Below are 25,045 nucleotides of genomic sequence, written 5' to 3'. Positions count from 1 at the left end.
GGCGGGTCCCTAGGTCTAAAATGGAGAAGGGTTTTGAGACGATACGGGCTCTGGCTGGGCGCGTCGAGATCGTGGCGCTGGAGCGCAGACGCAAGCCTGCCTGTCGCGCCGACGAAAGCGCCGCGGACCTCGGTCGTTTGCGTTGGCAGTGGTCCCCGCGGGATTGTGACGTCGTTCACTTGTTACGTTGAAAATGACCGGTGGTTGCCCGTTTTCATCCTGTGGCTGCCGTTTTCGTCTTCTCGACGGCGGCGGCAGCTGGTTGGTATGGGTAACTACTCCGGTACCAGTGGTATGTGTGGATGACCAAGCCCAGGCTTGTCGGAAGTTGCGTGTGGAGTGGGGACGACAGCCGGCAGGCGAACCCACTGTCTCCGACGAGGCATCGTGTCAGCTTCGGAGTTGCTCATTCGCCGTCGTTGATACGCTGATGTAGATAAACATGATATGGCGAACGCGGGAGGTCATCGGGCTGTGGCAATTCGAAAGGTCGGCATCGTGGGCGCGGGCACAATGGGCTGCGGCATTGCAGAGAGTGTTGCGGAAAAGGGCTACGAAGTGATCCTCGTGGACCGCACCGAGGAACTCGTTAACGAAGCCCGGGCACGCATCGAAAGGAGCCTCAACAAAAGGTTGGAGAAATGGGCCATCACCGAGGCGGAAAAGAGGCTTACCCTCGGCCGCATCCGGCCCGCGTTTCAACTCGCCAGCATCGCACCGGCCGACCTTGTAATTGAGGCGGTCACCGAGGACCCCGAAGTGAAGAAGGAGGTACTCAGGGCCCTCGATGACCTTTGCACGGCTCATGTGGTGTTTGCGACGAATACGTCCACTCTGAGCGTAACCGAGCTTGCGGCTGCCACGAGCAGGCCGGACAAGGTCATCGGGCTCCACTTCCTGAGCCCGGTCACCAGGATCAAGTTGGTCGAGATCGTCCGCGGGCTCAAAACATCCGACGAGACATTCGCGCAGGCCAGCAAGTTCATTGCAAGCCTGGGCAAGACCGGCGTCGAGGTGCACGAGTCGCCCGGTTTTGTGACGACGAGGCTCATCGCGCCGCTCCTGAATGAAGCAATGTATGCCCTGATGGAGGGCGTGGCATCGGCTAAGGACATCGATACCGCCATGAAGCTGGGCTTTGACCTCCCAAGAGGGCCGCTTGAACTCGCCGACCGTATGGGCCTGGATGCAGTCCTGACCTTCATGGAACGGCTGTTCCACGACCTTGGGGACCACAAGTTCAGACCGTGCCCCCTGCTCCGTAAGCTCGTGCGCGGAGGGCACCTCGGCGTCAAGACAGGCCAGGGATTCTTCAGATATGACGAAGATGGAAACCTCATCGAATGACCTCAATCTAGAGCAAATCGCAACACCCAGCAGGAGGCGGCGCCATGAAGATATTCGTCCTTAATTGCGGTAGCTCATCCGTAAAGTACCAGCTCTTCAACATGGATGATGAATCAGTAATGGCAAAGGGCCTCGTCGAGCGCATCGGCTCGGACGATGCGATCTTGACGCACCGGCCCGAAGGACGGCAACCTGTCAAGCAGGTCGGCCCCGTCCTCGACCACACCACCGCCATCAGCAAGGTCTTGGATATGCTCACCCACCAAGAGCACGGTGTCATCCGCGATGTCAGTGAGATCGGAGCTGTCGGCCATCGCGTGGTCCACGGCGGCGAGGCTTTTACAGGCTCTGTTCTCATCACAGAGGAGGTCAAGAAAGCGCTACGCGACTGCATTGACCTTGCACCCCTTCACAACCCCCCGAATCTCACAGGCATTGCAGCAGCAGAGGCGCTCATGCCCGGCGTGCCTCAGGTGGCGGTGTTCGACACGGCCTTCCACTCCACGATGCCCCGGCAGGCGTTCCTGTACGCCATCCCATATGTGCTTTACCAGCGCTATAAGGTGCGGAGATACGGCTTTCACGGGACCTCACACAGGTACGTGGCGCAGCGCGCATCCGAGATCCTCGGAAAACCTCTGGAGGACCTGAAAATAGTCAGCTGCCATCTTGGAAATGGAGCTAGCATCGCGGCCGTAAAGGGCGGCAAGTCCGTAGACACAAGCATGGGGTTCACCCCTCTCGAAGGACTCATGATGGGGACACGGAGCGGAGACCTCGATCCAGGCGTGGTGTTCTTCGTGATGGAGCAAGAGCAGTTGACGCCGGCAGAGGCGAACGCCATGCTCAACAAGCACAGCGGCCTTATGGGGCTTTCCGGCTTGAGCGGCGACATGCGGGAGATCGAGGCCGGGATGGCGCAGGGCAACCCCCGGGCCAAAGACGCTTTCGACGTCTATGAATACCGCGTTCGCAAGTACATAGGAGCATACGCGGCGGCCATGAACGGCGTGGACGTCATCGTCTTCACAGCGGGGATCGGCGAGAATTCGCCACTCCTGCGGCGCAGGGTGTGCGAAGGACTCGGGTTCCTGGGAGTGAAGATCGACCTCGCGAAAAACGAGATAAGGGGCAAGGAGGCCGATATCTCAGCGGAAGGCTCGGCGGTGAAGGTGCTTGTCATCCCCACAAACGAGGAACTCGTTATCGCCAGGGACACGATGGACATCGTTTCGTCCCTGCGTGCCACCGCGGTGTCGTTCTAGTCTGCGCGCGGTCGCAAGAGCGTCGTTGCGGCGACAAGGCCGAACTCAAGAAGGCCCAGGATGAAATACGTCGGCAGCTGCGGAAGCCCGAGGGCCGCCCGCCCGATTCGCGCGGCCACATGAGGCACTGCTATGACTAGTCCACCGCTGGCGACGGCCTTGAGGTAGGCCCACGGAGACGTAAACGGGCTTACCCTCAGTCTCGGGCCGCGATGGAGACCGGGGCGGCTGTCAGCACTACGATGAGGTCGGCGATGGGGTCGGTCAGGACGGGCCGCGCGGCCACCGCCCCGACCAGCACGGCCCGGTCGCCATGACAGCGCGAAACCTGTCACCAGCGAGCCCGCGGCTGTGGGCATGACCCCGGATGCGCCAAACACAGCGATCTGGTCGGCCTCGCCTCGCCCAACCAGAATCGATACCACCAGCAATACGATGACCGATGCAACGTAAGTGGTGGTCGCGACAGCTGCCTTTGCTGCGAGGCTCCACCGCGCCTTTACGGGAAGTGTCTTCAAGTAAGTGTACCCGATCGCTTCCACGTTAACGAGCGCGGGGACGGCGGTGACGGCCATGAGCCCCAGGAATGTGGCGAGGTCAGGAGCACCCACCGCAAGCCGGCCGCGAGAACCCATCGTGATGGCCCACGGGACCACGGCCGCGGCAGGCATGAGGAGCAACGCGGCCTCAGATGGCGACCTAAACACGATACGCATGTCCTTGACGAGGACGCCAAGCCACGGCGCCACGATCTTCAATCTGAAGCTTCTCGCACCCGCCCCCGTTGGAGACAGCCGCCACCCGGCGCCCATGCCAGGAACCTCGCTGTTGAGCGCCCGTGCGCTGAGCCGCTGCGCAGCCCACCGAAGGCTCAAGACCGCGATGCCGACGTACACAAGGCAGGCTAATCCCGAGCCCACCAGCATGGCATGTGAGGCCCCTTGCACGCCGGAAGCAACCGCGACCACGAAGCCGAAGGACACAGGGTAAATGAACATTAGCGCGACCCCAAGCCCCGGGTGGGCAGCCACAGCGGAGAGCACCGCCTTGCCTGCGGAAGCCTGATAGCTGAATAGAAGGTACATCCCGACCCCGGGCATAATGGACACAAGAAGGTACAATGCCCTCGCCGCGCTTTGGAGACCGGACCCCGCGCGGTTGAACACCCTCGCATAAAAAAGCTCTGCTAGCGAAAGCGCAAGGACTACCGCAAAGGCTTCTGCGGTCGCCACACCCACGGCATATGCCATGGCCCCTAAAACAGAACGTGTCAGAACGGCGTGCGCGACAGCAAACGCAACGACGCCCGTGACCAGCGGGGCGTCAAAGATCCGGAGAAAGCCCAGAAGGGCCGTGGTGGCCACCTCGCGTCGCGACATGGGGAGGGCTACGAGCGTTTGCACGGCCTTTGCGGCGACGAACCCCGTTACCACGTCAATGGCCATTACGGTGATAATGAACATGACAGAGAGCACGAAGATACCTACAACAACGGCCATGGCCACAGCGGGGGTCACCCCGGGGAACGAGGCTTTTTCAACCGCCAAGACCGCACCCACTGCGGTGCCTGCGAGGAAGATGCACAGAAAGACTTTCATCACAATGGCGCCCTGGGTCATGAAGCGCCTGAAGTCGCCTGGTGCTTTGGTCTCAGGAAGCTGACCCCCACGCTTCAGCACGTAAAGGCTCTGGAACATCGCCTCCCTGTACACAAGGCCCGATATGCGCCACAGATCAGCAAGACGCCTTGAGGCATGCGAGACTTCTTGTTCCGTCCTCAACCGTTTCCCTCGCCTTCGAGCGCCCTTATGGTTTCGTCGATGCCGGCCTCCTCTGCCGTCACCTTGAGAAAGATGTTCTCGAGCGACTCGTCCGCATGAACGAGCGCCCGCAGCTCATCGATGGTTCCCTCACCGACCATCCGGCCGTGGTTCACTATGCCCACCCGCGTGCACAAGCGCTCCGCCACCTCCATGATGTGCGTGCAGAAGATGGCCGCGCCGCCCTTGCGCGCGTGCAAGCTTACGAGCTCTTTGAGAATGCGGGAGGTGCGCGCGTCCAGCCCGTTGAGCGGCTCGTCCAAGATGAGGAGCGGCGGATCATGCAAGAGCGCCGCCATAACGGCAACCTTCTGTTTCGTTCCGAGCGAGAGCGTAGCAATGGGGCTGTCGAAGTGCGATTCGAGCCGGAACGCTTTGACCATCTGTTCCACCCTGCCGTTCGCCTCGGCGGCCGGCAGCCGCCGCACGGACGCTATGAACTCTAGGAACTCTCGCGGTGTCAAGGAATCGAACAGGAGGACGTCCTCGGGCACGTAGCCGATCAAGCCCTTCACGGTCATCTCGTCACTGCGGGGGTGCCCGAAGACGCTCACCTCTCCTGATCTCGGCTCCACGAGCCCCACGAGAGTCTTGATGGTGCTGCTCTTGCCAGCGCCGTTCGGCCCCAGGAGCCCGTATACCTCGCCGCGCCTGACCTCGAACGACAGGCCGTCCACGGCCACGACAGAGCCATACTGCACCACGAGGTCGCGAACTTTGACGGCCACGCCGCCTGCCTGGTCCATTCGCATCTCCCCTCTCCTCTAGGATCCTGCGCGTCCGCCCACCCGCGGAGGCGAGCGCGGAGGCGAGGCAGCCTGGGCTCAACCCGAACTCGCGTTCGAAGCTGACTCGAAGCCAGCTGACGTCCTCCGTTAGTTTTCGACGATCCATGAGGCCGGGTTATTCGTGACGCGGTGCTCTGTTGCGCTCATACAGAGCTCGCGCATAGGCCCGGCTGTTTCCCAGAGACTATAAGACTGTACGGAGCGTGCCAGAGCAGAGAACCCGTCCGCTTCCGGAGGTCACCGTGCAGCAGCCCGTCCTCGTATCGATCGCCCGCTCGGCTATTGCGTTCTTCAGGCTTCTGGTGGCAACCCACATCTCCGGGCGCCACACCATATGGCCGACGTCCCATCTTACCCTCGCCGCCCGGATCGCCCTAGGGTCGATGGCCGCGGCGCTGGCTTACAACACCGAGCTCAACGTTCTCAACACGTTCGTCGCCATGATGACGTTCGCGTGCCTAGCGTACCTCACGTCAGCCGCCGCAGTGCGGTGGAGAGCTGTGCGCAGACTCCTCGTGGGCTCATCCGTCACCCTCATTGAGAACGGCAAGGTTCTTGAGTGCAACCTCCGACGGGTCAACATCACTCTTGACGAGCTCATGGCGCGCCTCCGTCTCAAGAGCATCTTCGACATCGCCGACGTCGAGTTCGCTGTCCTCGAACCAAGCGGCAGGCTGAGCGTGCTTCCGAAATCGCAGAAAAGGCCGCTCACCCCAGCAGACCTCGGTATCCCCACAACCTACGAGGGACTCGGGTCGGTACTGATCCTCCAGGGACAAATCATCTCGGCGAACCTCGACAAGAACAGATTATCGGAGGGCTGGCTGCGAGGCAAGCTCGCGCTCATGGGCCTCGAGCCCGGCGATGTAATGCTTGCGATGCTCAACACAAAGGGCGAGCTGTACGTGGATCAGTATGACGATCGTCCAAAACCAGGGTCCGCGTCGGCAGGGGAAGAGCCGCCCGCGCAGAATAGATAATGTCCGGCTGCTGGCGTTCGGTGCGCGAGTCCGGGGACATGCAGCGCATGGCGGGCCATCCTCGCGCGGACCAAGCGCGGTGCCCGCGAAGTCTTCGTCTCTGTTCCCGAGCGCACTGGGGTCGCGGGTGATTCCACGACCGGACGTGGAGGATCTAGCTCCCCCATCTGCCAGTCTTCAACAACACACGTTGCAGGGCAAACGCCCGGTCCATGGATGGTGAGCCCGGCAACTCCGGCCAGGGCTTGCGCGCCGAAAGGCAGCGCGGACTTATGACAATCCAACTAGACGGCTGGAGGTGTGTTGGTGTGAGAAGAAGCGGTTTTCTCAAGGTGCTGGTTACCGTCGCTCTCGTCGCGTTGTTTGGGTCGGTGGTGTTTGCTGCCTCCGGGGAACCGGGTGCCAACGCGTCTCAGGCGAAGAACGTCATCCTGTGCATCGGCGATGGAATGGGTTTTGGTGCGCTTCAGGTCTCAAGAAACGCGCTTCTGGGCCCGGACGGTCGGTTTCCTTTCGAAACGTTCCCGAACGTCGCCATAGTGACAACGCACTCCCTCAATAACACAGTGACGGACTCCGCCGCAGCAGCGACAGCAATAGCCACGGGGCACAAAACGAATAACGGGATGATATCCGTCCTGCCTGACGGCACCGTGGTTCCAACCATCCTGGAAGCCATGCGGGCAGCGGGTAAAGCCACGGGACTCGTTGTCACCAACACGATCTACGACGCGACCCCCGCGGCTTTCGGCGCACATTGGGGCACCCGCGGCGGCTCCCAGGAGATCGCAGCACAGCTCTTTGATTCTGGGATAGACGTTCTGCTCGGGGGCGGGCGAGACCAATACCTGCCTTCGGGCAAGGGTGACGGAAAGCGTAAGGACGGCCGCGACATCATGGCTGAGGCTGCGGCCAAGGGGTATGCCGTCGTGACTACGAAAGATGAGCTCTCGGCCGTGCCAGCCGGCGGCGGGGCAAAGGTGCTCGGCCTTTTCCACCCCTCGTACATGAACTACCAGAAAGACCGCGTTTACCTCGGGACCCAGGAACCTTCACTCGCCGACATGACCGCGAAGGCCCTTGAGGTACTCAAGACAGCGAGTGACGGGTTCTTCCTCATGATCGAGGGCTCGCGCATTGACCATGCTGCGCACGCGGGCGACGTTCCCGGCGTGGTCGCAGAGATAGCCGATTTCGCCAAAGCTGTAGAGCTCGTGCACGAGTTCGCGAAGGAGTCCGGTGACACCCTTGTGATAGTGACCGCAGACCATGATACGATGGGGTTCTCAGCCACCGAACCGCTCGACTATGAATCCCTGGGCACTATCAAGGTATCGCCAGAGTTCATGGCGTTGAAGCTGGAGACCGGCGCCGACGGCAAGTTCTCGCCGGAGAGCATCGCCAGGGTATTCGAGGAGTTCGCAGGCATAAAGGACCTCAGTGACGACGAGATCCGGCTTGTCCAATCCATGAGCGGGCGAGCTTCGTATCAAGTCGGATATGCGATAGGAGCGGTGATCGCCGCGCGGCTCAACATGGGCATCGTCTCGCCGCAGGTCCAGCTCAAGAGCGAGACAGGAGGCCACACCGGAAACCCTGTGCCTCTGTACGCCTTTGGACCCGGTGCCGGTGCGTTCTCCGGGGTCATCGACAATACTGAGATCGCAGGCAAAGTCGCCGCCGCAGCAGGAGTCGAGTTTCCTGGGACGGTTGGCAAGTAGGCGACTCGCAGGGGCACATAGGGAGGCCAACCAACGCACGTCCGCACTTGCGCTGCACGCGAGGCATGTGTGTCTTCATACTTCCGCCCCGGGCAGGCCGCGCGGAACGTGAAAGGAGCATGGTGGCATGTCTCCGGACGGGGAAGGTTCGAAACAGCAGCACGGCCGGCAGTGCGAGGAAGGCTCGCGTGTCGTGACCGTGGCCGTCGAAGCCACTGGGGGAACACGGGTACGCCCCGGCGATCGCGTTCGCCGGGGCCAGGACCTTGGGGTCGCGCCCGATTTCGGCGGCCGTGTCGTGTGTCCCGTGTCGGGAACCGTCGAGGCATGCGGGTTCGACCCCGCGAGGCACGTGTTCGAGATCACCATAGTTGCTGATGAGTAAGCCGTGGCGGGCAGGCCGCAGCAGATACAGCAGAGTGGACAGCATCTTTGGGTAAGCTCGCACCGCGTTTCGTGAGAATGCAGCTTGGTTGCCAAGTGGCTGGACACATGTGGTCTTTGTGTCACTCCCAAGGGCGGTCGAGTGACATGCACCACTCGTGCGGGACGTTACTATTCCCCACGTCACATTCGCAGAGGGACGGGTGACCCACGCCAACTCTCACGCTCTTCTCGTTCCGGGCGTCACGCGTCCGGAGCCAATCGGTCATGTGGGTCACCCTTCCTCTTCTATCCATTGCCTACATCACGCGTCCCCCGTGATGCGTTCCGCACACCTCACCTATGCCGGGGACGAGTGCCGTCCGCCAGGGGTCTCTCCTGATGAATTCCCTTTGCCACGCTTGCGGACGGTCGACTGATGTCCGTCACCTGTCCCGGCGTCACCGACTCCCTGCATGGCGCGCCGTGTCCGAAGGGCAAGGCGGGCAGCCCTGCGCGCAACTTGCGTACCCACCGGCCTCCTCTCTCCCACCCCGCGTGACTTCCTGCCTCACACGTGCCACCCCGGCTTCATGTACCGCATCCACACGCGTAGCACGCCTCCTACTTGGCTGTCGCTCGACAACTCCTTGTTGACGCCGCTAAGAAAGTGCTTTACATTAGAGAAAATGTATGCTGGTTCCAGGGAAGAGCCGCCTTCCCTTCCCAAGGCCGCACAGGGAGGTATCACGATGAACCAAATGCACGCAGTCAGGATAGGAGTGCTCGGATGCGGGACCGTCGGGGGCGGCGTGGTGCGGGTGCTGGCCGAGAACCATGACGACATCGCAAGGAAGCTCGGGGTGCCCATAGTGGTCAAGAAGGTCCTGGTCAATGATGTCGCCAAACCACGCTCTGTGCGACTTGAGCCCCACATGCTGACCACAGAGGCCCGCGAGGTTCTCGAAGACGACGAGATCGACGTCGTGGTGGAGGTCATGGGGGGCGTGAATCCGGCCAGGGAGTATGTGTTGTCCGCCCTGGCCAGGGGCAAACACGTTGTCACCGCCAATAAAGAGCTTGTCGCTAAACACGGGGGCGAGATATGGGAGATGGCGGAACGCACACGCGTTGCCTTTCGGTTTGAAGGCAGCGTAGCTGCGGGAATTCCCATTATCAAAGCGCTCGACGAGTGTCTCGCCTCCAACCGCATAAGCGAGATCAGCGGTATCGTCAACGGCACGACGAACTACATCCTTACCAGGATGGCCCGCGAGGGCTGGGAGTTCGAAGAGGCGCTTGCTGATGCCCAGCAAAAAGGGTACGCCGAGCGCGATCCCTCGTCGGACGTAGATGGGTTGGACGCCGCCTACAAACTCGCGATCCTCGCGTCGGTGGGCTTCGGCGTTGAGGTAGATCCGGCGCAGGTTTACACCGAGGGCATCGGCAGAGTCTCCAAGACTGACATCCAGTATGCGAGAGAGCTCGGATACGAGATCAAGTTGCTCGCCATCGCGAAGCTGGACGGCGAGGGTCTTCAGGTGAGGGTCCATCCCACCTTCGTTCCGACTTGGCACCCGCTCGCATCTGTCAGTGATTCGTTCAATGCGATATTCGTGCGCGGGAATGCAGTCGGCAGTCTCATGTTCTATGGAAGAGGAGCTGGCGCGGGTCCGACGGCGAGCGCCGTGATAGCCGACATCATGGACGTGGCGCGGGGGCTCTCCCACAATGGCCGCCACTACCGCCCTGAGGTCTTTAAGCCCTGGGGCGGCCGACTCAACGTGAAACGAATGGAGGACATCGAAACCCGCTACTATATCCGGCTGCAGGTCGTGGACAGGCCAGGCGTGCTGGCGATGATCGCAAAGGCCTTCGGAGACAACCACGTGAGCCTTGAATCAGTGATTCAAAAGGGAACCGGCTCACCCGTGGTTGGACTCGTCTTCATAACACACTTCGTGAAGGAGATGAATTTGCGTTCCGCATTGGCGTCCATCCGGACGCTCCCGGTGGTCAAGGAGGTCTCCAGCGTCATCCGAGTCGAGGCGGGGGGAATCCAGGCCAGCGGTCAAGGGGAGGACGCCGCCGAACGCTAGGCGAGACGGCGCTGGCGCCCGGCAGGCTCGTGTCCTTTCGAAGCGCCGCAGGCTAGCACCGCAGGCTCACACCACAGGCTCGTACCGGGGGCGGGCTCATAGATGGCGCCCACCACACACAGACTGAGGGACGGGGCGGCCTGAAGCGAGCGACCGGAGTTCGCCTCTCCCGCATTCGGTTCGGCATTCCTAGGCGTTCCTGGGGTGGTCGTCCCGTGCAGGCTGCTGCCCTTGGCCCCCTCCCCCTCCCCTCCCCCTTAGCTTCGGAGCCCTGACATGGTGATGCCTTGTACGAAATACCGCTGGAAGACGAGGAAGATGATAAGCATCGGAACGATGTTGAAGAGCGACCCTGTCAGCACCAGGTGCCAGAAGGTGTAATACTGCCCGCGAAGGTAATTCAGGCCGAGAGCGAGGGTGAAATTCTCAGGAGAATTCAACACCACAAGGGGCCAGGTAAAGTCGTTCCACGTCCCTTGGAACGTAAAGATAGCAAGCGCCGCGATCACGGGCCTGCAGAGCGGCAACACGACGTGGACGTACGTGGCGAACCGCGAGCACCCGTCGATCTTCGCAGCCTCTTCGAGTTCCTTCGGAATGGCTCGTATGAATTGGACCATCAGAAACACGCCAAAGACACGCGCCACGTCTGGTAGGACAAGGCCGGCAAGAGAGTCAATGAGCCCCAGGCGGTGAACGATGATATAGCGCGGGATGAGCGTGATCTGGCTGGGAATCATGAGGGTGCCGAGGGTCGCCATGAATATCGCGTCCCGCCCTGGGAAGCGCAGGCGCGCGAATGCGTAGCCGGCAAGTGAACAGAAGAACACGTTCGTCAATACCGTGATCCCGGACGCAAGCGCGCTGTTCAAGAGCCATCTCGGGAATAGGGGTGAGATCGTCCATACCGCTCTGTAGTTGTCCAAGGTGAACCTTGAAGGAATGAATGACGGGGGCCAATCAAGGACCTCGGAAAGGGTTTTGAACGATGCGGATATGGTGAAGGCGAATGGTGCCAAGGTAACGACGGCGACAAGCATCGCGACAACATAGACCCCAACGACCTTCACTTTGCCCGCAAACGCGCGCCATCTACGCATCTGGCGGGCCCGAACGTGGAACGACCCCGCGAGAACCTCGCCGCGCGCCGCGCCGCGTCGCGTCACCATCCCATCGCCGCGCCCCGCGTCATATCGCGTCGCCATCTCCTTACACCTCCTCCACATGCAAGATCGCTCGCCAGACTCTAGGGGCGTGCGCGCCATCTTTGGCGCGTGCGCCCGTTAGAAGTCTATCTTGACGCGCCGCTAGTACTCTATCCTGACGTCGAGGAACTTCCTCTGAATGAGAGTGAGCACGAATATCACCGCGAAAAGGGCGAACGCCATGGCGGCCCCGTAACCGAACCTGAGGTCGCCGAATGCCTCCGTGTACACCAGGTAGACGATGGACATCGTTGATTTGAGCGGTCCGCCCCGCGTCATGATGTACACCTGGTCAAACACTTGCATGCACCCGATTGTCCCGAGCACGACTACCAGGAATATGCTCGGGCGAAGCAATGGGAGCGTCACGTACCGGAAACTCTGCCAAGAAGTCGCGCCATCGATCTTCGCCGCCTCGGACACACTCGTTGGGATGTCCTGTAACGCCGCGAGGAACACCACCATGAAGTACGCGGAGGTCGTCCAGACAACCAGCGTCATGATGGCGGGGAGAGCGGTAGATGGGTTCCCCAGCCAGTCTATATTGGACGGAAGGCCCAGGAGCGACAGGATGTAGTTGATGATGCCTTGCTTGTAGTAGAGCCACATGAAGATGAGGGAGCTCGCAACGGAAGACGTAATGCACGGGACGTAGTACGCCGAGCGGAAAAACCCGCGGAGCCTGAGTTTCTGGTTCGCCAGCACCGCGAGGGCTATCGCCACGATCGTTTGGGTCGGCACTACGCCGGCGGTGTACACAGCGACGTTCCGGAGGGCTATTCGGAAGTTCCTGTCGGTGAGAAGCCTTCGGTAGTTGGCAAGGCCTACGAACTCCGGGGGAGTAAAGAGGTCGTACTTATGAAAGCTTAGGTAAAAGGCATATACTGCGGCCAGGAAAACGAATGTTCCTACCGCCGCAAGAAATGGCAACACAAACAGGTACCCGGTTATGGCCTCGGATACTCTTTCCTTCCTGAGGACGGCCGCGAGATGCGACCACGCGGTGCCAGCCCTTGGACCGGGCGAGGCACTCATCGTTCTCACCACCCCGTCAAGGATACGCGTCACAGAAAGTCACCCGCCCCCATACTAAGCGGTCGGCCACGGGCTATGCCCGGCCGGGCGGGCGACCACGACCATTGGTGGTCACGGCCGACCCGGCCGGGGTACGCACCAGAACCTCGAGGCCCTGCTCAGAGGGGTGATGCACAGTCCTATCCCGAGTATAGGCGGTCGTTGCCGTTTTCATCGCTGGTGCCAGCGGCAGGCTGGCATTGACGACTGCTTTGAAAACGGCAGTCGGGTGACGTTTTCATCCTCTCGACGGCGCCGATGGCGGCGGCAGCTGGGCGCTACGGACGATTACTCCGAAAGGATCTCGTCGATCTCCTGCGCTGCATCCTTCATCGCCTTCTCGGGTGACTCGTTCTTCAGGTACACCTTCTCAATCGCGGAATTCAGCACATTCATGACCTTGTCCCCATGCTCGCCGAATTGCCACGGGATCGAGTAGGAATACCCCTTGAAAATCGCAGCCATGTTCGGGTTGTCCTTGAAGAACGGATGGTCGCCCAGAGCGACCCTGGTTGGCAGGGCAAAGCCGGTCTCGAGGACCTTCTTCTGGTTCTCGTAACCGGTCAGGTGTTCTACGAGCAGCCACGCTTCGTCGGGATACTTGCAGCTCGCCGCGACGCTGTATGACACCGTGAAGTATATGTTGCCCCGTCCGGCCGGTCCCTTGGGAAGCTCGCACACGCCGTACCTGACGTCAGCGAAGTTGTTGTCCAGGTATGGAATGAGCCAACCTCCCTCGAGCACCATGGCAACGCGCTCCTTTCCGAAGGCGTCGCCGCCCCAGCCCGCGCCGACCTCTGAGGGTATCACTGCGGACTTGTCCTTCACCTTGAAACTCGTGTAGAAGTCAAGCGCCCTTATCCCCTCGGGCGAGGCGAACAGGCACTTGCGACCCGTTTTATCCACAAACTGGGCGCCGCTCTGCACGAGGAACGGGCCAAAGCGTGCAGCGTCCACCGGCAGGCAGATTCCGTAACGGTCCTTCGCCGGATCACCCACTATCTTCGTGAGTTTTTTCGCAGCATTACGCAGGTCATCCCATGTCCAGTCGGGCGTTGGGTATGGTATCTTGGCCTCGTCGAACATCTTCTTGTTGTAGAACAAGCCGAGCGTGTTGAAGTCCTTCGGGATGCCGTAAGTCTTTCCATTGTAAGTGAAGCCGTTTAGGAGGGTCTCGGCGAAGTCAGACCGTCTCGTGCCAGTCTTCGCCATGTACGGATCGAGAGCGAGCAACATGCCGCGCTCCATGAGCGGCTGGGCCCAAAAGATGTCCACGTAGAAGACGTCCGGAGCGTTGCGGGCAGCGAGCATGGTCTTGATCTTCGTGGGGAAATCCTCAACGATGGGCTCGTACTTGACCTCTATGTTAGGGTACTTCTGAGCGAACACCTTCAGGGCATCTTCCACGAGCTGCTGTTCCTCAGGCGACGCTTGCCACCCGGAAAGCACGAGCGTGACCTTGTTGGCCGCCGAGGCTCCTCCGACCAACGCCATGAGCAGCACAGCACACAATACTACACCCGCGAACCTCTTCATTCTGTCATTATCCCTCCTTTGAGCTAACAGGAGCCGGTGAACCCAAGTTTACAGGCTTCCCTTCACCCTCTGACTTACCCTCTGACCGCCCGTGACGTGACCGCCTGCGTCACCTCCTTTTCCACCAGGCTCCGTCCCCTCTGCATGTCTCGCCACCGAGCCACCCGGTACCGGCAGCCTTGGCGAAGCCTGCCATCCTGCATCGTTCGAGGTGAGAGCCCCGAATCCCGCCAGCCCCGCGGCCTCCGGACCCCTCCCGATCGCTCAGCCCCGATCCCTTGCGTCACCTGCGTTAGCCAAGCCTCTCAGCTCCATTCGCACCTTGGTGCCGCGCCACACGAACGGGACTGACAGTCGTCTCCAGTGACGGGGCAACCGCGGCTCAACCCTGAGCGAGCCGCACGCCCACGGGGCAAGGTCCGTCACATCTTCAGGAGACAGAGCCAATCCAGACGCGTGAGCATGTGGTCCTCTTTCGTGCGGGACGCTTACGTCCGCATGAATGCCCGCGAAGCCGTTCACCACGGCTTGCCATACGCCTCCCTGGGTCGCCATGTGGACCCCGTTGACAGCATTGCCCATGGAGTCCTCAAGGTCGATCCGCACAGCGCGCAGGAAATAGCGCCACGACTGCTCACCGAGGCCCAGGCTGCTTGCGAGGGTGGAATGAATTGCGCAGCTCAGGGACGAGCCGTGGTCGGTCCGCGGCTCGTAGTAGTCCCAGTTCGCTCGAGCGACCTTAGCCCAGAACCTGGATCCCCACCGCTGGAGCCTCGCCCAGGATGGGCTAACGATGCCCTGCGAGCCGGTCTCCCGGTCCCGCGTCGACTCGCACTCGCCCGCCAAGGGCTCGACAGCAAGGCCGAAGTCCGCCACGATACCGTCTCCCAAAAGGTAGAGCGCCATGAGCACGTCCGGTTGTTTGACGACCTTTGACCCGGCCAGCCTCTCGGGACCGATGACGGCCTCCATAGGCCGGAACGTCCCCTCGCCCGTCTGAATCTCCACGTCAGCGAGGTCGTGGAAGCCGTCGAACTGCTCTATCACAGGTACCCCCGGTGGTGGAAGCGTGCATGAATCTGCAGCGCACCCTGAAGATGCGCCTTGGACCGCCTCAGCCGGGCCGGCATCGAAAGCCGCAACGGTGCGGCCGCACACAAGCCGCGTGGCAACGTCAGCCATGTGGGCAAGTTCCTCTTCGCTAATCCCAGTGGAGGACACAAGACGGGCCCACTCAGAAGGATGACGTGCCCTGAGGTATTCGTTCGTGGCTAGCGCGGCCCTGATGTTCCAGCGTGCCATGGCGTTCGTGTAGAAGTTGTTGTTCACGTCCTCATGGTACTCGTCGGGGCCGATGACATGCAGGATCTCGTACGCCTGCAAGGCAGGGTTGTAGGACGCGCGGCTCGCCCAGAACCGACCGGTCTCGATAAGGATCTCCGCGCCCTGGCGCAGGAAAAACTCCTCGTCAGCCGTGGCCGCGCAATACTGCCACACGGCGTAAGCGACATCTGCCGTGATGTGATGCTCAAGGTCACCGCAGAGGATCCGCCGCCTTTCGCCTGTCTCGGGATTGGGATCGCCCCACGGAGGCGTGGCTTCCTCGCCCGTATCGGCGCTCTCCCACGCGAACATCGCGCCGCGATAGCCCTTCGCGGCGGCGTTCTTCCGGGCCGCTGGCAAGGTGTGATACCTGTAGCCCAGGATGTTGCGCGCGACGTCCGGCAAGGTGAAGGTGAAGAACGGTACCACAAAGGTCTCCGTGTCCCAGAAGACGTGGCCTCTATAGCCCTCGCCAGATAGGCCCCGGGCTCCTATGCTCACACGATCCGTGTGGCGCGGCGCGGCCTGCACCATTTGGAATATGGCAAAGCGCACGGCCCGTTGGGCGAACTCGTCACCCTCGATGACGATATCGCACTTGTCCCATATGTCGTGCCATACCCTGCGGTGCCTTTCGAGCAACCCCGCGAAGCCGCAGGCCGCGCCGCGCCGAGCCGCGCTCAGCGCCGCGGCAAGCGCGTTCCCCGCGCCATCGTCCCCGGCGCGCGTGTCGCCGCCACAACTCGCGTGTCCTTGGGCGCCGCGTTCGTCAGGACCAGCCGCCGCACCCGTGCGCCCGTCGCCAGGCAGAGGAACATCGATGGACGTGGCAAAGCCCACATACTTCTCAATGGTGGCGCGCTCGCCGGAACGACAGCGAAGCCGTACCGTGATCATCGGCCCGTCCGCAGTGTCCTCCGCCGTCACGCCGCTGCGGCGGGTCGGCGCGCGCCCGCCGGCCGAGGCCGTGCCGACGGAAGCAGCCACAATCTGAGCTTGAGTTATCATGATGCCCGACGAGCGTGTACGCGTCACGATGTAGTTCGCATCCCCGTCCCATCCCTGCTCGACGAGGTCGAGATGCACTGCCTTGGCATTGGACACACGTCCATCGATGCGAGAGCCCACCACCACATCGACTTCCCCAGCTTCGGGCTCGATGGAGAGGCTCACCGCCGCGAGGCGGATGTCCTCCATGGATACTATCCGGCGCCAGGTCAGACGGACAGGGCGCCCGTGCCGCCGTCCTCGCCACCTCACCACGCGCTCCAGGACGCCGCAACGCATGTCAAGCGTCCTCCTGAAGTCCAACAACTCCCCGGACCCCATGGTGCACTCCTCATCGTCGATGAAGACGCGCATACACAACCAATTGGGCACCACCACCAGCTCGGGCACTCCGCCCGGCGGAGCGTCGAACACCCCCGCTATGAACGTCGCAGGGCCCGAGGATGGATGGCCCTCCTCCGGAGCGCCCCGCACACCAAGATAGCCGTTTCCCAAAGCGCAGACCGTCTCCCGCGCGCCGAATCCGGAAATGTCGAGCTTATCCTCAACAATGCACCATTCCTCATCCAACATACGCAACTCCTCAGCTTCCCCCCCATCCGTCCGCGGCCCATCCACCCCATGCTCACTCAAGCTCATTGAGGGGCCACAAACCAAGAGAACATGATCTCCCGACATGACCGACGGCCAATTCAACACTGACTGCCGGTACAATCATGACTACTTCAACGTTAAAGTTTGACCCCATGTCTCCTTGCAGTCTTGCAGCCTACAACCGCGATGTCCCCGGTGTCGCCGCCCACGAGCCACGGAGCGCCACACGCGGCACCCGGCCGCCCAGCCGTCCGTCGACGCCCCGACCTGCCCCTCCGGCTCAGCCAGCCGCCTCCACCCCTTGGGACAGGACGCCCACCGCTCAGGACACCCTCCGCGGGACGTCCCTCGCCAGTGCGACTCACGCAACAAGGCGCCCCCCTGGAAGATACACGGGGCTTGATGCAATGCACCCTTGCTAACTCCGGGGCGGCGCCGTAGAGCCCCTCACGACGAGGTTCGTCGCGAGCCGGAATCCGGGATGAGGGAAAGCCTTCGGAGACCGGCTGCCGTCGGCCAGGCGCTCCAGCACCATCCTCGCCGCCGTTGCGCCGAGATCATAGCGCGCCTGTCGCACTGTGGTGAGCGGGGGATCCACGTGGGACGCGCTCGGGATGTCGTCGAACCCGACCACGGACACGTCCTGCGGAACCGCGATCCCCATGCCCTTCAGTGCCTGGACGAGTCCGATGGCCATTACGTCGCTCGCCGCTACGACAGCGGTCGGACGCACATCGTTCGAGAGCGCCATGAAGTACCTGGCCGCCCGCCCCCCACTCTCACCCGAGAAGTCTCCCTCGAAGACCAAGGCCGGGTTGTACGGTATCCCCGCGTTCATGAGGGCGATCTTGTACCCTTCAAGCCGTTCGGCGCTTACCGTGGCGTACGCGTGCCCGTTCAACATGCCTATCCTCGTATGACCCAGAGAAATGAGGTGCTCGGTCGCGGTCTTCGCCCCGAGAACGTTATCGGACCCAACGAAGCCTATCCCCTCACAGGGCGGCGTCACATCGATGAGCACGCAGGGAACATCGAGCTCTCCGAGCGACCGGTACTGCGGGTCATCGGTGCGAAGCCCCATCATAATCACCCCGTCTACCTGCCGCTCCTTGCACTTTCCGACGTACGACCCGGCGCATGAGGGCCCGCCCAGCCGACGCCCGCTCGCGGGCGATGGGCCTCCAATACCGTAGAGCACAAGGTCGTAACCGCCAGAGCTGACCGTGTCCATGACACCGAGGATAACCTCATACGCGAACGGGTCGCCAAATCCGGTGGCACCCCTTCCCAGCACGAAGAGGCCGATCGTGTCGGTCCTCTTGGTGACGAGGCCGCGGGCGATGGCGTTGCGGCGGTATCCAAGCTCCTGGGCCACGCGCTTGATCTTCGCACGCGTCTCCTCGCCTATGTCACGGTGGCCGTTGAGCGCTCGCGAAACCGCCGTGGGGGACACCCCCACGATCCTGGCGATGTCCTTAATCGTTACAGTCACCGCACCGCAGTCCCCTTGCCGTCCGCACAGACTCCGGACGCATCTGCGCGGATCAGGCCATTTCATGTGGATGCCTTTCAACGCCCCGTCTGCTTGAACGTTTCAGGATCCGATTGGATTATTCGACGGTCGCCCCCCAATTCCTCCTTTTGATTCCGAGAATGCCAACCGGCCATCCAGCGGATTGGGTAGTGCAGGGCCTACCGCGTACTGACTGCGCAGGCAGGTAATGCTATGATTATGCTATGATCTAGGCGGAGGTGGTCTTCGCTTGGAAACTCTTTCGACACACACGGAGCTCGCATCGATCCTTCGCCGCATCGACCACCGCGGCTACAAGGCCTACCAGGACATCCGAGGGCAGTACAAGTTCCCTGGGTTCGACTTGTACGTCGACCACGTCCAAGCCGATCCGTTCGCCCCGCCCAGTAGGTTCAGGGTCCGCGTCCCGCAGAGCGTGGCGCGGTTTCCAGCGTGGGCCCTCTCGACGCCCACGCGCCGAGTCGCGTTGGGGGATTTCCTCAGCCGCCGCTTCAGCAGCCTCGCGGGGCTCGCGTCCGCGGCATCACAGGGACGAGACCGCATCCACATGGCCCGGCCCGGACAAGAGATCCTCGCGCGCAACTCGGTCCTCGTCGACGAGAACGCTGTGGAGGCGCGTTTTACGGTGGGGCTCCCCGCAGCTGGGCGCACCATCCTTGGCGGCGCGGCCGAGGACCTCATCTGCCGCGCCCTCCCCAGGCTGGTCCAGGAGGCGCTTCTGTTCGCGTCCATGTCCGCCGTCGAGACCGCAGCCCTCCGGCAACATCTCATGGCAGCCGAAGACGCCGATGCTCTGCGCAACGCCCTCGACGACCTCGGAATCGTGGCGTTCCTGGCGAACGGAGCCATCCTCCCCCGCCGGAGCGGCGTCGACGAGCGCCCACTCGATCGGGGCAACGTGGTGCCGTTCGAGTCCCCGCCCTCCCTCGAGCTGGAGGTCACGCTCCCAAACCGCGGCACGGTGCGCGGCATGGGAGTCCCGCGTGGCGTGACGCTCATCGTGGGCGGCGGATACCACGGTAAGTCGACGCTCCTTCGGGCCATAGAACGCGGCGTGTACAACCACATCCCCGGCGACGGCCGCGAGCTGGTGGTGACGTCCTCCCTTGCCGTGAAGATCAGGGCAGAGGATGGGCGCGCCGTGACCGAGGACGACATCAGTTTCTTCATCGCCGACCTTCCATTCGGCGCGGACACGCGGCGTTTCTCCACTGAGAACGCCAGCGGCAGCACGTCCCAGGCCGCGAACATTGTGGAGGCCGTTGAGATCGGTGCAAAGGTCCTGCTACTGGATGAGGACACGTCGGCGACGAACTTCATGATCCGCGATCGGCGCATGCAGGCGCTGGTGACCAAGGATAAGGAGCCCATCACGCCGTTCATCGATCGCGTGCGGAGCCTCGCGGAGGACGGGATCTCGACCGTGCTTGTGTTGGGCGGGTCTGGGGACTACCTCGACGTGGCGGACACCGTGATCATGATGGACGAGTACAAGCCTGTGGACGTGACGGGACGCGCACGTGAAGTGGCCGCCCGCTTTCCGACCGGCCGCGCGTTCGAGGGCGGCGCCGCGCACCTGCGCGTTGCCGGCAGAGTGCCGGTGTCGCTCGGTTTTGCAAGGGCGGGCGACCGCCGCTCCACGAAGACGAAGGCGCGGGGAACCGACGCCATCATGCTCGGCCGCGAAGAGATCGACCTGCGTAACGTGGAGCAAGTCGTGGACCCGGGCCAGACGAGGTTCATCGCGGACGCCCTCCGTTATCTGGAAACGCACCTCCTCGACGGCAGGTCCACCGTCGCCGAGCTCATCGGGAGGCTTGAGCAGGAGGTCGCCTCGCGGGGAATGGATGTCGTGGCCCCGTTCATTCACGGTGATTACTCTCTCGCCCGGCCCATCGAGATCGCCGCCGCTCTGAACAGACTGAGGACCATACAGATGAGAGCCGCTCGATAGAGGCCTGACCGCGCGAGGATGACGCGTGGGGCGCGACCCGGCGCGAGAGGACCGTCTCCGTGCCTGGCCCCTGTCCCGTGCCCGGCCCAGGGGCCGGGCACGGGGACTAGGACGGAGACGGGGACCTGGTCCGCTCGCACCTCCTGGGTCACGGCAGATGCAACACGTCCCCTGGATAGATGAGGTCTGGGTTAACCAGATTGTTCGCGGCCGCGATCGCGTCCACTGTGGTGCCGAATCGCCGGGCGATGGACCAGAGGCTGTCCCCTGACTGCACGACGTATGTGCGGCCCGAGGTCCCCAGGGGATCCTTGGGGCGGGCTGAGCCCGGATTCGCGAGCCCCCACGGCCCCTCGCCGCCCGGCGTGCCACCTAGCTGGCCGCTTTCAGGTCGGTTGCCAGGCCCGCCATGCTCAGATGCGTGTCCGTGCCCGTCCGCCGCCCCCGATGACACCGGAGGCTGGGCTTTTCCCAAGGATGGCCATGAACTTAGCGGGCCCCCGATGACAATGACCGGGGTGCCTACGTCCACAAGGTCATAGAGCTCCTCGACATGTTCGTTGTGCATTCTCACGCAACCGTTTGAAACCGCTTGCCCGATGAGCTCCGGGTGGTTGGTGCCATGGATCCCGTGCATCTGATACGTGAACGCCATCCACCGGGTGCCGAGGCCACCGCCCGGGTACATGATCTTTTCGAGGATCCTGTGGGTCCCGACGGGCGTCGGAGTCGAGGGTTTGCCGATGGCCACCGGGTACCGTCGCACGAGACGGTCACCATCGTAGAGGCCGAGGGCACGCTCCCCAACGCTGATCACTATCGTCCGTCCCCCTGCCGCGGCCTCCGGGCCCGACCGAAACCTACCTTGTGAAGACTGGCCCGGGGGAGACGCGTCCGCCAGCCCTGCTTGCTCGACGGGTCCTTCCATCAGCACCGATGGGTAACTCTGTGGATCGACCTCCTCATACAGGAGCTTCAGCGTCACGCAGTCCAGCACACCTGTGACCTCGAGCCCGTATTCCCGCTGAAAAGCCCTCACTGCGTCCTCCGTCTTGGACACAAACACGCCCTCAGGGCCTCCCGGGTCGAATCCCAGCTTGGCAAGCATCTCCTGGGCATCGGCAATGAACGGGCCCGAGTCGCCACGTTTGAACGCAACCGGCCGCTTCACGTCCATGGCTCAACGCCACCCCCTCGCTTCCAGCCCGACTCATACCCGGACCTATCATATGCGGAACCGTTCCTGCCTGCACCGAGCCGGCACTGGATGGCACGGCCGGCCTGCAGGCCCCAAGGAGGTTCCGCAGCCGGGCTCTTGGGGGATCTTGACGCCAGGCCCTCCGGCGGCAAGCCGGTAAGAGTTCGCGCAGTGCGGCGGGCGGACAGCGTGGCGGGGCGTAGGATGGCGTGGCGGGAAGGGTTCCGCAACCTTGCACTGCGAGAGGTAGTCGGCTATGATCATGCGAAAGAGGAATTGCGGAAACAAACGCGAAGGAGTGGGTTTGGAATACAACCGGTTGCAGCCGGGAGCGACGGGTGGATCGAGGGGCGGATCGGGCGTCGTCGACCCAGGCTGGCGCCATACCGGAGGAGGATGACGACGTGCCTGTCACCATGCAGGACCTTGCCCAGTGGCTAAAGATCTCCAAGTCAACAGTATCGAGAGCCCTCGCAGGCGACCCGCGTGTAAGCAAGGAGACGCGTGCCAGGGTCCAGCAGCTCGCGCGTGAGCTCAACTATCACCCCCACTCTGCCGCGAGCGGTCTTGCAAAGCGTCGAACCAACGTCATCGGCCTGGTCATCCCGTTCGCGCCACGCTCCCTCTCCGACCCTTTCTTCCTGGAGTTCGTAGGGGGAATTGGGGATTATGCCATTACCAAGGGGTTTTCGATCCTGCTGTCCAGCCCCAGGGCATCGCAGGATGAGCCGGCCGGCAACACCGCATTCACGAAGATCGTCAGCTCTCATCGAGTAGACGGGCTCATCCTCACCGAGCCAAGGGTCACCGACGAGCGGGTGGACTTCCTGAAGGAGCGCGACATCCCCTTCGTTTTCCTGGGCAACCCCGGGCGCAACAGCGATGTGTGCTGGGTCGACGGTGACAACGAGGCAGGCGTGGAGTTAGCGGTGGACCATCTCGTCAGCCTCGGCCACAGGGACATAGCCTGCATAGCAGGGCCGCCGGACCAGACCGCCACGTTCCGCCGGCTGGAGGGATACCGCGCCGCGCTCCAGCGCCACGGCATCCCTTATGACGAGTCGCACGTCGCACAGGGGGATTTCACCGAACCCGGCGGATACCGCGCCATGATGGACATCCTCGACCGAAGCCCGGGCGTCACAGCGGTCTTCGCCTCAAATGACATGATGGCTATCGGGGCAATAAGCGCCGCCAGGCAGCGTGGGTTCAGGGTTCCGCAGGATCTTTCGGTGGTAGGATTCGACGGCATAGCCCTCGGCGCGTACGTAACCCCGGCCCTTACCACGGTCACGCAGCCCATATACCGCCTAGGGCAGGCGGCGGCAGAACTCCTCATCAAGCTCATCGAGAGGCAGACCCCTGCCGAGCGGCACGTCCTCTTTCCGCTCACTCTCACGGTCAGAGAGTCCAGCGCCAGGAAGCTGGATAGCGGCGGCTGAGGTGCCTTGCGGCCACATGCGAGCGATCGCCGGCCGGGGGAACCGCGCGCCTCATCACGCTGCGCGAGGCCGCCGCTGCTCTGCTGGCGACGGCGCCCGAGCGAGCCCCGCTTGCTTGAAGTCCGGCACGGTAGGCCAGCAGCCGGCTGCTACTTTCACCTTCTCGATGGCGGCGACAGCTGGCCGCCATGGACGGCTGCTTAGTGTACCTGCCCAGGACTGCGGTCTCCTCACGGAAACACAATGATGCCGACGGTGAAACCGGGTGCGTACGAGACCTTGTCAGGTGCGAGGACCGCCCGCTGGATGGATACCCCGGCCGTGAAACCGACTGACGTCGGCTTCACTTCCGTTAGCTTCATGATGATGTCGTGCTGCTTGTTTATGATGTCCTTCATCTCGTTCACGAGGTCTTGGAGGGTCTTGGCAGCCTCGAGCGCCTGCTCGGCCTCGGCTTTCCGGGCTTCAGCCAAGGCTCGCTCTTCCTCCCAGTCCGAGCGATAGCCGCGCGCGAGGTCGAGCGCGTCCTGAAGCGCCGTCTCCAGCTCGACGATCCTCTGAAGCGCCTTGAGATACAAGTCCTTTAGCTCCGCGTACGTCCCGGGAACCTCGGCGCCCTGCGCTGGGCCGGGTTTTGAGGTCGCACCCGCCGGGCCGGTCGAAGGGGAACTCGCGCCGTCCGGACCATCCGGTTCATCGGATGACGCCGCGGAGACGGGCGGCCCTTCTTCTTTGACCGCAGGTGTATCGTCCGCTACCTGTGCGTTTACTCCTGCATCGGATTGCTCCACAATTGCTGCGCACGCGAGCACTTCACCAGGATGGGTGGCGATCCCGATCGCCACATCGGCCGGACCCGCCGCATACGTCAAGTTTTGCGCAAAGCCGGACCCACTACAGGCCACGAACGTGAGCGCGATCACCCCCGCCATTACCAGAAGACGTCGTAGCTGCCTCATTGTCGCGTCCTCCTTTCGAGTTCCTCGAGGACCTTGTCGCGTTCTCGCACCCTCGCATCTATCTCAGCTTGCTTTTCGTCGAGCTTCTTCATCTCCTCCTTGATGAGTCTCAGCTGCTCCTCCACTGACGCCACGTCTTTCATCGCCTGCTCCACCTTTTCATTGGCCTTGAGGGCCTCACGCAACAAGCGGTCACGCTCGTACCACTTGATTCCTGCAAACACGGCAAGCCCTGCGAGAATTATCGCGATCACCCACGGGAGCCACTTCTTGACAATCGGCGACAGCACGACATCACCCCCTCTTCTCGCGTGTATGACTTTCCGGCGCCTTCCGCCCGGCCACGCTCGGTGCCGCGCCGGACACAGCCCCCTCCTCGCGCCGCGCTCACAGCAGCCTCCAGCCGTCCTGGCACCATCCTCACGCCAATTTCAGGAGCGATGGTTGTCTCCCGGAACAAAGCGGCTGCTGTCGGACGGGGTCTCCCATCCCGAGCGGCGGCATCAATTGCCGAGCACCGTGGTCCAGTATATCTTGAACAAGCCCATGGCCGCGAACGCCACCTTCAACGTTTCCACCGCGGTCTGCGCGAGGAACGCGGGCCAGCCCGGCCATTCGCCGGCGGAGCCGATGACGACGAGCGCCGAGAGCGCGGCGCTTACCGGAAACGGCAGAAGAGGCACCCATCTCTTGTCGACGTACCTCTTGAGGTATTGCACGATCACGATCACTAGCGGGATGAGTCCTGCATCATGAACGTTGAGATCGTACCCTATCGTTACCCCGTTCTCCATCCTTCCCACCCCTCCTGAGCGCCCGGCGGAGACCCCAGTCG

At 62.6% G+C, this 25,045-nt stretch carries 18 protein-coding genes and 1 pseudogene; 8 read left to right on the top strand and 11 right to left on the bottom strand.

Annotation, left to right across the window (positions count from 1 at the left end; translation table 11 throughout):
- The first annotated feature begins 474 nt into the window (after nucleotides 1–474).
- Entirely contained in the window at nucleotides 475–1,347 is an 873-nt protein-coding gene (locus tag GX515_01925; protein HHY31769.1) for an NAD(P)-binding domain-containing protein, read from the top strand.
- Between the two features lie 44 nt (nucleotides 1,348–1,391).
- Nucleotides 1,392–2,612 (top strand): acetate kinase, encoded by a 1,221-nt coding sequence (locus GX515_01920; protein ID HHY31768.1) that lies wholly within the window; start codon nucleotides 1,392–1,394, stop codon nucleotides 2,610–2,612.
- On the opposite strand, the gene GX515_01915 is transcribed toward GX515_01920, so the two are convergent.
- Both GX515_01915 and GX515_01910 read right to left on the bottom strand, forming a co-directional pair.
- A complete protein-coding gene (locus GX515_01915; GenBank protein ID HHY31767.1) occupies nucleotides 2,609–4,393 on the bottom strand; it encodes a hypothetical protein in 1,785 nt (594 codons plus the stop codon). The genes GX515_01920 and GX515_01915 overlap by 4 nt on opposite strands.
- The gene (locus tag GX515_01910) at nucleotides 4,390–5,178 is read right to left on the bottom strand and encodes an ABC transporter ATP-binding protein (GenBank protein ID HHY31766.1); all 789 of its coding nucleotides are present in this window, start codon (nucleotides 5,176–5,178) and stop codon (nucleotides 4,390–4,392) included. The genes GX515_01915 and GX515_01910 overlap by 4 nt, the downstream gene beginning before the upstream one ends.
- A 245-nt stretch (nucleotides 5,179–5,423) precedes the next feature.
- Between GX515_01910 and GX515_01905 the strand changes: the two genes are divergently transcribed.
- The 4 genes from GX515_01905 (at nucleotide 5,424) to GX515_01890 (ending at nucleotide 10,383) form a co-directional block, all read left to right on the top strand.
- Nucleotides 5,424–6,200, top strand: coding sequence for a DUF421 domain-containing protein (locus GX515_01905; GenBank protein ID HHY31765.1), 777 nt, complete (start codon nucleotides 5,424–5,426; stop codon nucleotides 6,198–6,200).
- Nucleotides 6,201–6,508: 308 nt separating this feature from the next.
- Entirely contained in the window at nucleotides 6,509–7,921 is a 1,413-nt protein-coding gene (locus GX515_01900; GenBank protein HHY31764.1) for an alkaline phosphatase, read from the top strand.
- A 127-nt stretch (nucleotides 7,922–8,048) separates the two neighbouring features.
- On the top strand, nucleotides 8,049–8,306 hold the full coding sequence (locus GX515_01895; GenBank protein ID HHY31763.1) for a hypothetical protein: 258 nt from the start codon (nucleotides 8,049–8,051) through the stop codon (nucleotides 8,304–8,306).
- 739 nt (nucleotides 8,307–9,045) lie between these two features.
- A complete protein-coding gene (locus GX515_01890) occupies nucleotides 9,046–10,383 on the top strand; it encodes a homoserine dehydrogenase (GenBank protein ID HHY31762.1) in 1,338 nt (445 codons plus the stop codon).
- 257 nt (nucleotides 10,384–10,640) lie between these two features.
- On the opposite strand, the gene GX515_01885 is transcribed toward GX515_01890, so the two are convergent.
- The 5 genes from GX515_01885 to GX515_01865 form a co-directional block, all read right to left on the bottom strand.
- A complete protein-coding gene (locus GX515_01885) occupies nucleotides 10,641–11,588 on the bottom strand; it encodes a carbohydrate ABC transporter permease (protein ID HHY31761.1) in 948 nt (315 codons plus the stop codon).
- A gap of 102 nt (nucleotides 11,589–11,690) precedes the next feature.
- On the bottom strand, nucleotides 11,691–12,656 hold the full coding sequence (locus GX515_01880) for a sugar ABC transporter permease (protein ID HHY31760.1): 966 nt from the start codon (nucleotides 12,654–12,656) through the stop codon (nucleotides 11,691–11,693).
- A 294-nt stretch (nucleotides 12,657–12,950) separates the two neighbouring features.
- Nucleotides 12,951–14,198, bottom strand: a complete 1,248-nt coding sequence (locus GX515_01875) for an ABC transporter substrate-binding protein (GenBank protein ID HHY31759.1) — start codon at nucleotides 14,196–14,198, stop codon at nucleotides 12,951–12,953.
- A gap of 264 nt (nucleotides 14,199–14,462) precedes the next feature.
- Entirely contained in the window at nucleotides 14,463–17,102 is a 2,640-nt protein-coding gene (locus tag GX515_01870; protein ID HHY31758.1) for a glycoside hydrolase family 65 protein, read from the bottom strand.
- 439 nt (nucleotides 17,103–17,541) lie between these two features.
- A complete protein-coding gene (locus tag GX515_01865) occupies nucleotides 17,542–18,615 on the bottom strand; it encodes a LacI family transcriptional regulator (protein HHY31757.1) in 1,074 nt (357 codons plus the stop codon).
- Between the two features lie 271 nt (nucleotides 18,616–18,886).
- On the opposite strand from GX515_01865, the gene GX515_01860 reads away from it, so the two are divergent.
- Nucleotides 18,887–20,611, top strand: a complete 1,725-nt coding sequence (locus tag GX515_01860; protein HHY31756.1) for an ABC-ATPase domain-containing protein — start codon at nucleotides 18,887–18,889, stop codon at nucleotides 20,609–20,611.
- A gap of 505 nt (nucleotides 20,612–21,116) precedes the next feature.
- On the opposite strand, the pseudogene GX515_01855 reads toward GX515_01860, so the two are convergent.
- Nucleotides 21,117–21,788 (bottom strand): annotated as a pseudogene (locus tag GX515_01855) (murein L,D-transpeptidase).
- 425 nt (nucleotides 21,789–22,213) lie between these two features.
- On the opposite strand from GX515_01855, the gene GX515_01850 reads away from it, so the two are divergent.
- Nucleotides 22,214–23,251 (top strand): LacI family transcriptional regulator, encoded by a 1,038-nt coding sequence (locus tag GX515_01850; protein ID HHY31755.1) that lies wholly within the window; start codon nucleotides 22,214–22,216, stop codon nucleotides 23,249–23,251.
- Between the two features lie 230 nt (nucleotides 23,252–23,481).
- On the opposite strand, the gene GX515_01845 is transcribed toward GX515_01850, so the two are convergent.
- From GX515_01845 to GX515_01835, 3 genes are all read right to left on the bottom strand, one after another.
- A complete protein-coding gene (locus GX515_01845; protein HHY31754.1) occupies nucleotides 23,482–24,210 on the bottom strand; it encodes a hypothetical protein in 729 nt (242 codons plus the stop codon).
- Nucleotides 24,207–24,500 carry a hypothetical protein gene (locus GX515_01840; protein HHY31753.1) on the bottom strand — a complete coding sequence of 98 codons (294 nt, stop codon included), beginning with the start codon at nucleotides 24,498–24,500 and terminating at the stop codon, nucleotides 24,207–24,209. The genes GX515_01845 and GX515_01840 overlap by 4 nt, the downstream gene beginning before the upstream one ends.
- A gap of 213 nt (nucleotides 24,501–24,713) precedes the next feature.
- On the bottom strand, nucleotides 24,714–25,004 hold the full coding sequence (locus GX515_01835) for a hypothetical protein (GenBank protein ID HHY31752.1): 291 nt from the start codon (nucleotides 25,002–25,004) through the stop codon (nucleotides 24,714–24,716).
- Nucleotides 25,005–25,045 lie beyond the last annotated feature (41 nt).

Source organism: Bacillota bacterium, from assembly GCA_012842395.1.
Taxonomy (GTDB): Bacteria; Bacillota; SHA-98; order UBA4971; family UBA4971; genus UBA6256.
The sequence above is the reverse complement of the archived record's forward strand: the minus strand, read 5'-3'. Positions and strand labels throughout refer to the sequence as shown.

Bases quoted from the DNA above. Each gene is read 5' to 3' on its own strand.
- GX515_01920 (HHY31768.1), top strand. From the start codon at position 1,392: ATGAAGATATTCGTCCTTAATTGCGGTAGCTCATCCGTAAAGTACCAG.
- GX515_01910 (HHY31766.1), bottom strand. From the start codon at position 5,178: ATGGACCAGGCAGGCGGCGTGGCCGTCAAAGTTCGCGACCTCGTGGTG.
- GX515_01895 (HHY31763.1), top strand. From the start codon at position 8,049: ATGTCTCCGGACGGGGAAGGTTCGAAACAGCAGCACGGCCGGCAGTGC.
- GX515_01890 (HHY31762.1), top strand. From the start codon at position 9,046: ATGCACGCAGTCAGGATAGGAGTGCTCGGATGCGGGACCGTCGGGGGC.
- GX515_01885 (HHY31761.1), bottom strand. From the start codon at position 11,588: ATGGCGACGCGATATGACGCGGGGCGCGGCGATGGGATGGTGACGCGA.
- GX515_01875 (HHY31759.1), bottom strand. From the start codon at position 14,198: ATGAAGAGGTTCGCGGGTGTAGTATTGTGTGCTGTGCTGCTCATGGCG.
- GX515_01870 (HHY31758.1), bottom strand. From the start codon at position 17,102: ATGTTGGATGAGGAATGGTGCATTGTTGAGGATAAGCTCGACATTTCC.
- GX515_01845 (HHY31754.1), bottom strand. From the start codon at position 24,210: ATGAGGCAGCTACGACGTCTTCTGGTAATGGCGGGGGTGATCGCGCTC.
- GX515_01835 (HHY31752.1), bottom strand. From the start codon at position 25,004: ATGGAGAACGGGGTAACGATAGGGTACGATCTCAACGTTCATGATGCA.